Here is an 8,988-nt window from a genome sequence, read left to right on the forward strand (position 1 = left end):
GTTTATATATTCATTATAGTGAAATAAATTGAGGTAAATATGAATATAGTTTATATAGCAAATGAAAAGTTTGCCCTGCATCTTGGCGTAAGCCTATATTCGTTATATGAGAGAAACAGACATGAGAAAGATATTAGAGTCTTCATCATTTCCACAGGAATTGGTGAGGACTCTTTGGGCAAATTGAAAAGTATTGCAAAGAAGTTTGACAGAGTACTAAGTGTAATTGAACTTGATAATGCATCAAAGTACTTTGATGTCGGATTACAGGATGCTTCTTTTGATATAAGCAAGATGGGCAGACTGCTTGTAGGTGAGCTTTTGCCGGATGATGTTAAAAGAGTGCTGTATCTTGACTGTGATATGGTGATATTACATTCTATAAGAGAACTTTATTATACAAAGCTTGGTAAGAATGTAGCAGCCGCCATAGAAGAGCCTACAGTACTTGAAAGAGTAAGATATGAAATAAGACTTGACTGTGAGGCTTCATATATAAATGCAGGACTTTTACTGATAGACCTTAAAAAATGGAGAGAAGAAAATCTTGGAGAAAAGATAATCAGTTACAGCAAAAGCATTTGGGATAAGAGTCTTTTCGGTGAGCAGGATGCTATAAACGGTGTACTCAGGTGGAGAATAAAAAAGTTGCCGCCTAAGTTTAACTTCTTTTCAAACTATAAATATTTTTCATATAGGGCATTTGTTAAAGTGTACGGTGCCGTACTTTCATATAATAAAAAGGACTTAAAAGAGGCAAAGAAAAGACCTGTAGTGCTGCATTTTGCAGGTGATGAGAGGCCATGGTGTATCGGCAGTTTTAATCCATATAGGAGGGCATATTTTTATTTTAAGGAAAAGACACCGTTTAGAGATGTTCCGCTTGAAAAGGGTAAGAGGCTGTATATGCTTATATATCATATGATGGATTTGATAACAGTGATTTGTCCAAGGATTAGAAAGCTGATATCCGAGTATTATATAAACAAAGCTTATAAGAGACTGTTGGAGAGGAATAAGGAGAGAAAATGAAATTAGCCTTAGTAGTGTTAAATTATAATGATGCCGATAATACATTAAAACTCTTAGGCAATGTGGCGGATTATACTGTCTTTGATAAGGTAATAGTGGTAGACAATGCTTCAAATGATGATTCAAAAGTCAGGCTGAAAAGTTTTTGCGAGTGTAATGAAAAGATTTATTTTGTAGTTAATCATGAGAATAAGGGTTATGGTGCAGGCAATAATGTAGGTATAAAGGTTGCAAAAAATCTTGGAATGAATCTTGCGCTTATAGCAAATCCGGATACAGACTTTGAGGAGAATGTAATAAGAGTCTTAAAGTCCGCTATGGTTAAGAATAAAAATATCGGCATACTTGCTCCGCTTGTAGAGACTCAAGATGCTTACGGCAGCAGGGAAAATGTATTAAAGGGTGCCACATGTTGGCCGGTGAGAGATTTTTATCATTCACTGGCGGAGAACGGTCCTATAAGCAGAAGGATATTTTCAAAAGCCCTGCACTATGATGAAAACTTCTACAATGCAAAGATAAGAAAAGTAGGTGCCGTACTTGGTGCATTACTTATGGTCAGAGTGGATGCTTTTATAAAAGTGGGCGGTTATGATGAAAAGATGTTTTTATACGGAGAAGAAGATTTAATTTCAAAAAAAATGGCGGATATCGGGCTGAAAACGGCCGTCATCACAGGTTATAAATACAAACATATACATTCCGCAAGTATCAAAAAGAGTTTAAAGAGCCTGTACTCACGCCAGAAGATAAGAGAAGAATCTACAATGTATTTTTATAAAAAGTATTTGAAGATAAATCCTCTTCAGCAGATTTTTGCAAAGATATTTTTTGCAGCGGTCAGACTTGAAGTACTTATTTTCGGATTACTGTAGGAAAGCATATGACAGAAATTTTACTGGCTACCTTTAACGGTGAGAGGTTTTTGCCTGAGCAGATAGAAAGTATAATAAACCAAAGCTATACGGACTATAAAATACTTGCAAGTGACGATAATTCAAGCGACTGTACATTTGAAATATTAAGAAGCTATGAAAGTGTGTTAAAAGAAAAAATAAAGGTCATTCAAAGTGATACTCACAGTGCAAAAGAAAACTTCTATAATCTGCTTGACAGGGCTGATGCCGAGTATATTGCACTCTGTGATCAGGATGATTTTTGGGAAACTGATAAGCTTAAAAAAAGTGTAAAAGCCATAAAAATACTTGAAAAAAATTATGGGAAAGATACACCGATCTTGGTGCACTCCGATTTACAGATAGCGGATGAGAACCTGAACACAGGGGGCAGGAGAATGTCCGATATCACAGGTATAAGACGGATATTAAAGCATGCCGTCAAAGAGTCGGAAAATCTCTATACAATAAACACTAAACAAAGCTTTTCAAGATATTTGGTGGAAAATAATATCACGGGGAATACGGTGATTATAAATAAAGCATTGCTTAATATATACAAAAGGCCTAAGGTTTCCTTTATGCATGATTGGTGGCTTGGAATACTTGCTTTTACATTCGGCAAGGTGGGTTTTCTGGATGAATGTCTTATAAAGTATCGCCAGCATGAAAATAATGAACTTGGGGCAAAAAATCCGCTTGAACCCGGCAATATAAAAAATAGAAACAAAGAGAAAATCAGAGAAAACTACGATTACATGTTTTCACAGGTAGAGGAGTTTTTAAGATTGTATAAAAATGAACTTGGCAACAGCAAATTAAGTGATACCATATTTGCATATACTACCTTAAAGGCATTTGCAGATATGAAATCTAAAAACAGAATATCAAAGATAAGAGATATCTTGAAATATTCATTTTTTAAAAGTTCAAAAATACTTACAATAGGAGAGATGTTGAATATCTGATGAATAATAAAAATAGAAGTGAGATTTCCACATCTCTTTTTTGGAAAATACTTGAAAACGGCGGTTCACAGGGTGTTCAGTTTATAGTGTCCGTACTTCTTGCAAGGCTTTTAAGTCCTTCAGAGTACGGAACAGTTGCAATAGTTTTGATATTTACAACAATAGCCAATGTTCTGGTACAAAACGGCTTTGCTTCAGCACTGATACAAAAGTTTAAAGCAGATGATTTGGACTTTTCATCTGTGCTGATTTTTAATGTATTACTGTCTTTAGCAATATATATGTTGTTATTTATAGGCTCACCTTTTATAGCGGATATATATAAAAACCCTGAACTTATTACTATACTTAGAGTTATGGGAATCATAATATTGCCGGGAAGTATTATCTCGATAGAAAACTCATATGTCGCAAGAAATATGAAGTTTAAAACTCTTTTTATTGCGACATTTCTTTCATCTGTAATTTCAGGAAGTGTGAGTGTAATTATGGCATTTGAAGGTGCCAAAGTATGGGCTTTGGTGTTCCAACAGATAGTTTATTATTTTACACTGCTTATAATACTTGGAATAGGTATAAAGTATTTTCCGGGGCTTAAGTTTGACTTTGAGAGATTAAAGACTATGTTTGCCTATGGCTCAAAGCTTTTGGCGGCATCACTGATAGATACAATATTTACAAATATACATGGACTTGTTATAGGTAAGGCATACAGCGAAGATATGCTCGGCTCATTCAACAGAGGTGAGCAGTTCCCGAAGCTTGTAGTAAGTAATCTTTCATCCGCAATACAGTCTGTACTGCTTCCCGCCATGTCAAAAAAACAGGAAAGCAAGGAAGATGTAAGATTACTTTTAAAGTCCTCGGTAAGGCTCTCAACTTTTGTGGTGGCTCCTATGATGTGCGGACTGGCGGCAGTCAGTAACAATCTGATACTTTTACTTCTTGGAGAAAAGTGGAGGATTGCAATACCGTTCTTACAGATGATGTGTTTTTCATATGTATTTTGGCCGATTCATGTATCAAACCTTGAGGCACTGAATGCTATGGGCAGGAGTGATATATTCCTAAAGCTTGAGATTATAAAGAAACTTCTTGGAATTATCATATTGCTGATAGGAATAAGATATAATGTATTTATTTTTGTAGGGCTTAAGGCATTTTCAGATTTGATATGTGCATATATCAATGCGGCACCTAACGGAAGACTTTTAGGCTATACATTAAGAGAGCAGAGTATGGATGCTTTGAACAACTTTATACCTGCGATATTTATGGGAGTATGTATATATATAGCAGGCGGATATATAGGAACAGGTGTTATCAGTCTGCTTGTTCAGATAGTGCTTGGAGTAATTATCTATATAGCTTTGGCTTTTGTTATGAAAAATGAGAACTTTAAGATGATAGTAAGTAAGGTAATGAATAAGTAGCTTATTCAGATTTTATTGTACAAGTCTGAATGAGTATTATAAACGGTAGGGAGAGAATAATGAATATACTTTTGACCAGTGTGGGCAGGAGAGCATATATAATCGAATATCTGAAAGAGGTATATAAAAAGCTCGGTTTAGCCGGAAGCATTATAGCTACAAACTCGGATAAGTATACTACAGCAATGAGTATTGCAGATAAGGCTTTTACCTCTCCGCTTATATATGATGAAGATTATATTCCCTTTCTTTTGGATATATGCAAGAGAGAAAGAATAGATATACTTATTTCACTTTTTGATATTGACCTGATGATACTTGCAAAAAATAAGCTTAAATTTGAAGCCTTAGGTGTAAAGGTAATTGTTTCAGATGAAAATATTATAAATATTTGTAATGACAAATATGAAATGTTAAAATATCTAAAAAGCATGGATATGCCTGTACCTGACAGTTATATAGACCTTGATGTGGCAATGGAGAATGTAAGCTTTGAAAATAAAACCTATATCTTAAAGCCTAGATGGGGCATGGGTTCTTTAAGTATATTTGAGGCGGAAAACAAAAAAGAACTTGAAGTTTTCTATGAAAAGGCAAAGAAAGATATACAAAAATCCTATCTAAGGTTTGAGTCAAAGGCGGATATAAAAAAAGCGATACTTATACAGGAAAAGATAAGCGGAGTGGAGTATGGTCTTGATATATTTAATGACCTTAACGGAGAGTATATCAAAACCACTGTAAAGAGAAAGCTTGCAATGCGTTCAGGTGAGACGGATATCGCAAAGGTAACGGATGATGAAAGGTTACAAACCATAGGTAAAAGGATAGGTCAAAACCTGTGCCATATCGGAAATCTTGATATGGATGTGATTTTATCAGGTGAGACGGGATATATAATAGATATGAACGCCAGATTTGGCGGAGGCTACCCTTTCACACATAGTGCAGGTGTCAATGAACTTGAGGCGATTATCAGACTTTGCAGCGGCAAAAAGCTTAATGATTTAAGTGTTAAAAAATACGGTCTTTTTGCAAAAGAAATAACCATGCTTAGGATAGAATAGATTTGGGATATTATGGATAAAAAAGAGAGAAGTGCATATTTTTGGAATATGCTTGGAAGTCTTATATATGCTGTTACAAGTATGTTGCTTGGAGTGGCGGTCACAAAGCTTTCAGGAGCCTATGCAGGCGGAATATTTTTCTTCGGATTTTCCACATTAGGCCAGCAACTTTATATAATTTCATACTTCGGCATGAGGCCTATACAGGTTACCGATATAGCAAATGAATATACATTCTGTGACTACTTAAGATTCCGTGTGATAACTTCACTTTTGGCTGTCTTGGCAGGGTTTGTGTATATAGTATTTATGGCAAAGGACAGATATGTATTTGAAGTATATATGATTTTGTCACTGTATAAGATACTTGACGGATTCTGCGATATATTTGAGTCTGAGATGCAAAGACAGGACAGGCTTGATATGACAGGAAAGGCTACACTTTTCAGAACATTATTCTGTGTAGGCATATTTTTGGGAATTTTGGGAATTACAGGTGATTTAAAACTCAGCTCTTTGGCACTGCTGCCGGGCGTAGCGGTTGCGGCGGTTGTCTTTGATATTATACCTCTTCGTAGGTTAAAGGTGGATTTTGCTATAAAAAAATTATCATATATCTCTTTATTAAATAAGAGTAAGTGGCTGTTTTTGGGAGCATTCATTGATTTATATATCTTTGCGGCAGCCAAGTATGCAGTGAACTACAGGCTTGGTGAGGAGTTTAACGGTTACTTCAGCATAATATTTATACCGACTTCCATTATAAATCTTATGGCAGGCTTTGTGATAAGGCCGATACTTACAAAGCTTTCACTGTTATTTAAAACAGGTAATACAAAGAGCTTTGTATCCACCATATCAAAGATTGCAGTCTTTATAATTGCGACTACAATCTTTGGGATGCTTGCGGCATATATATTCGGAATACCTGTATTAAAGCTTGTGCTTGGTGATGTGGGAAGTGCCATAGAACCGTATAAAACCGCATTGGTACTTGTAATACTCGGTGGCGGACTTTATGCCGTAGTGAATTTGGGATACTATTGTCTGGTTATCTTTGAGATGACCGGAGTGATATTTTTTATATATGTGATCGGTGCGGTTTTTGCATATTTTTTCAGCGACTTTATGGTAAAAATCTTTGCTATGGACGGAGCTGCAATTGCATATATGATTACTATGTTATTATTGACTGTATTTTTCCTTGCAGCAGTGATTTTCGGACTCAGAAAGGTTAAAAAATGAATTTAGTAGATGTGATAATACCTACATATAAGCCGGATAACAGATTTTTGACATCAATAAAGAGGCTTTTGGCTCAAAGTGTGAAGCCCGGCAAGATTATCATTATAAATACGGATAAGAGTATTTGGGATAAGTCGGGAATTGAAGAAAATATCAGAGAGCTGTTTTATGGCAGTGAAGTAAATCTTTATATTGAACATATTTTAAAGAGTGATTTTGACCATGGTGCTACAAGAAATCTCGGAGTATCAAAATCAGATGCAAAGTATTTTATATGTATGACACAGGATGCGGTCTGCTTTGATAAAGAGACTGTAAAATATCTGCTTCGAGGAATGGATAATTCTATAAAGCTTGCATATGCAAGACAGGTACCTGACAAAAGGGCAAATAAGATTGAGAAGTTTACAAGAGAGTTCAATTATCCCATAGAGTCAATGATAAAGTCTTTTAATGAGAGGCAGACTCTTGGAATAAAGACTTACTTTGCTTCAAATGTATGTGCAGCCTATGAAAGAGAGACCTTTGATGCACTGGGCGGCTTTGATACCGGAGAGATTTTGAATGAGGATATGCTTTTTGCCTATAAACTTATTGAGCATGGATATTTTATAAAATATGAAGCATGGGCAAAGGTTATACATTCTCACAACTACAGCGGCATCACGCAGTTTAAAAGAAATTTTGATATCGGAGTGTCACAGGCAAGCAATCCCAAGATCTTTAAGAATATAAAGAGTGAGAGTGAGGGCAAAAAACTGGTTTTAAAGACTTTGAAATATCTTTTAGCCACTCATTCATATATCAGTATAATAAGACTTATATATATAAGCGGTTGTAAGTATATAGGATTTTTTATGGGCAGGAATTTTAAAAAATTGCCAAAGGGCATGGTAAGAGCTTTCAGTATGAATAAAGGGTTTTGGAGATAGATATGTCTGATACATTGGTGATAATACCGGCATTTAATGAAGAAAAGAATATTGCAAATGTTATAGAGCGACTTACAAATACATTAAATGATGTGGACTATATTATTGTAAATGACGGCTCTGTTGATGATACATCAAGGATTTGCAAAGAAAATAATTTTAATATTATAGATCTTCCGGTAAACCTTGGGCTTGCAGGGGCTTTTCAGACAGGAATGAAGTATGCCTACAAGCATGGCTACAAGTATGCGGTCCAGTTTGACGGTGACGGACAGCACAGACCTGAGTACATTCCTACAATGAGAAAAAAATGTGAGGAATGTGATATAGTCATAGTTTCAAGGTTTATCACTAAGAAAAAGCCCTTTACACTGAGGATGATAGGTTCAAGACTTATAAGCCTTGCAATAAACTTAAGCACCGGTGTGACAATACATGATCCGACCTCAGGTATGAGAATGTACAATGAAAAGCTGATTGCGGAGTTTGCACTCAGACTGAACTATGCACCTGAGCCTGATACCGTATCCTATCTGATAAAGCAGGGAATGAAAGTCTGTGAAATACAGGGCGAGATGGATGAGAGAGCGGCAGGTATAAGCTACCTCACTCCTATAAATGCCATCAAGTATATGTTTAGGATGCTGACTTCCATTATCATTATTCAAAGTTTTAGAGAGAAGAAAAAAATATGACGGCTGTACTAAGAATAGGGCTTATCCTGATATCCATAATGTCATTCTTTATCATTGTAAGAAAGATAAGAAAATCAAAAATAAGAATAGAAGACGGACTGTTTTGGGTGGTCTTTGCCATCATACTGATAGTCTTTGCAGTATTCCCCGGAGTTATTTATTTTATATCCGACCTTGTGGGTGCCAAGTCCCCCGCCAATATAGTCTATCTTATAATAATAGGCATGCTCCTTATCAAACTCTTCTTTATGAGCATACAGATATCACTTCTTGAAAACAAGGTGGTGAATCTGGCTCAGGAGATGGCATTGAAGGAGAAAGAGGATGGGGAAGAATAAATAAGAAAAGAATCAAGGTCACAAAAATATGGCCTTGATTCAAATAAATTTTAAAAGTTGATGTAATACATATGGTTCATTATATTGTAAATTTGCTATTCTCGTATTAAATCGTTTGAAATGATTTCTTTCATAAAAATCCAACAGAAATTTGCTATCTGCACATTCAAGAAACTCCATGACACCGCCAATAGAATATTTCAGACTACTTATAGTTTCCAAAGCAAAACCTAAAAGCACATTACCTGAAATTTGTTTTTTTCTTGGTATTGAGTAGTTTTTTCTAATTTGTGCGATTAGATATGCTGTAGTTGTATACGATCTGTTTTCTTTGTCAAGTATACTTACACGAGAGAGTTTTTTTGCCATAGTTTTACTGATG

At 35.4% G+C, this 8,988-nt stretch carries 9 protein-coding genes and 1 pseudogene; 9 read left to right on the forward strand and 1 reads right to left on the reverse strand.

The window, feature by feature from the left end:
• Positions 1 to 39 precede the first annotated feature (39 nt).
• Genes HMPREF0381_RS02665 through HMPREF0381_RS02705 form a run of 9 tightly spaced genes read left to right on the forward strand, consistent with a single transcriptional unit; the run spans position 40 to position 8,606 of the window.
• Positions 40 to 1,032, forward strand: a complete 993-nt coding sequence (locus tag HMPREF0381_RS02665) for a glycosyltransferase family 8 protein (RefSeq protein ID WP_008750323.1) — start codon at positions 40 to 42, stop codon at positions 1,030 to 1,032.
• Complete coding sequence (locus tag HMPREF0381_RS02670; RefSeq protein WP_008750324.1) at positions 1,029 to 1,907, forward strand: glycosyltransferase; 879 nt, start codon at positions 1,029 to 1,031, stop codon at positions 1,905 to 1,907. The genes HMPREF0381_RS02665 and HMPREF0381_RS02670 overlap by 4 nt, the downstream gene beginning before the upstream one ends.
• Positions 1,908 to 1,915: 8 nt before the next feature.
• Positions 1,916 to 2,896 carry a glycosyltransferase family 2 protein gene (locus HMPREF0381_RS02675; RefSeq protein WP_008750325.1) on the forward strand — a complete coding sequence of 327 codons (981 nt, stop codon included), beginning with the start codon at positions 1,916 to 1,918 and terminating at the stop codon, positions 2,894 to 2,896.
• Positions 2,896 to 4,329 (forward strand): lipopolysaccharide biosynthesis protein, encoded by a 1,434-nt coding sequence (locus HMPREF0381_RS02680; RefSeq protein WP_008750326.1) that lies wholly within the window; start codon positions 2,896 to 2,898, stop codon positions 4,327 to 4,329. The genes HMPREF0381_RS02675 and HMPREF0381_RS02680 overlap by 1 nt, the downstream gene beginning before the upstream one ends.
• 59 nt (positions 4,330 to 4,388) lie before the next feature.
• Positions 4,389 to 5,396: an ATP-grasp domain-containing protein gene (locus HMPREF0381_RS02685; protein ID WP_040461085.1), complete on the forward strand. Its 1,008-nt coding sequence runs from the start codon at positions 4,389 to 4,391 to the stop codon at positions 5,394 to 5,396.
• 12 nt (positions 5,397 to 5,408) lie between these two features.
• Entirely contained in the window at positions 5,409 to 6,641 is a 1,233-nt protein-coding gene (locus HMPREF0381_RS02690) for a lipopolysaccharide biosynthesis protein (protein ID WP_008750328.1), read from the forward strand.
• On the forward strand, positions 6,638 to 7,573 hold the full coding sequence (locus HMPREF0381_RS02695; protein WP_008750329.1) for a glycosyltransferase family 2 protein: 936 nt from the start codon (positions 6,638 to 6,640) through the stop codon (positions 7,571 to 7,573). The genes HMPREF0381_RS02690 and HMPREF0381_RS02695 overlap by 4 nt, the downstream gene beginning before the upstream one ends.
• 2 nt (positions 7,574 to 7,575) lie before the next feature.
• Positions 7,576 to 8,268: a glycosyltransferase family 2 protein gene (locus tag HMPREF0381_RS02700; protein ID WP_008750330.1), complete on the forward strand. Its 693-nt coding sequence runs from the start codon at positions 7,576 to 7,578 to the stop codon at positions 8,266 to 8,268.
• Complete coding sequence (locus tag HMPREF0381_RS02705; RefSeq protein ID WP_008750331.1) at positions 8,265 to 8,606, forward strand: DUF2304 domain-containing protein; 342 nt, start codon at positions 8,265 to 8,267, stop codon at positions 8,604 to 8,606. Before HMPREF0381_RS02700 ends, HMPREF0381_RS02705 begins: the two co-directional genes overlap by 4 nt.
• 39 nt (positions 8,607 to 8,645) lie before the next feature.
• Here the strand turns inward: HMPREF0381_RS02705 and HMPREF0381_RS02710 are convergent.
• Positions 8,646 to 8,988: pseudogene (locus HMPREF0381_RS02710) on the reverse strand (GNAT family acetyltransferase); the annotation flags it as partial.

It is taken from the genome of Lachnoanaerobaculum saburreum DSM 3986 (genome assembly GCF_000185385.1).
Taxonomy (GTDB): Bacteria; Bacillota; Clostridia; order Lachnospirales; family Lachnospiraceae; genus Lachnoanaerobaculum; species Lachnoanaerobaculum saburreum.

Coding starts and splice junctions, on each gene's coding strand:
- HMPREF0381_RS02665 (WP_008750323.1), top strand. CDS start 40: ATGAATATAGTTTATATAGCAAATGAAAAGTTTGCCCTGCATCTTGGC.
- HMPREF0381_RS02670 (WP_008750324.1), top strand. CDS start 1,029: ATGAAATTAGCCTTAGTAGTGTTAAATTATAATGATGCCGATAATACA.
- HMPREF0381_RS02675 (WP_008750325.1), top strand. CDS start 1,916: ATGACAGAAATTTTACTGGCTACCTTTAACGGTGAGAGGTTTTTGCCT.
- HMPREF0381_RS02680 (WP_008750326.1), top strand. CDS start 2,896: ATGAATAATAAAAATAGAAGTGAGATTTCCACATCTCTTTTTTGGAAA.
- HMPREF0381_RS02685 (WP_040461085.1), top strand. CDS start 4,389: ATGAATATACTTTTGACCAGTGTGGGCAGGAGAGCATATATAATCGAA.
- HMPREF0381_RS02690 (WP_008750328.1), top strand. CDS start 5,409: ATGGATAAAAAAGAGAGAAGTGCATATTTTTGGAATATGCTTGGAAGT.
- HMPREF0381_RS02695 (WP_008750329.1), top strand. CDS start 6,638: ATGAATTTAGTAGATGTGATAATACCTACATATAAGCCGGATAACAGA.
- HMPREF0381_RS02700 (WP_008750330.1), top strand. CDS start 7,576: ATGTCTGATACATTGGTGATAATACCGGCATTTAATGAAGAAAAGAAT.
- HMPREF0381_RS02705 (WP_008750331.1), top strand. CDS start 8,265: ATGACGGCTGTACTAAGAATAGGGCTTATCCTGATATCCATAATGTCA.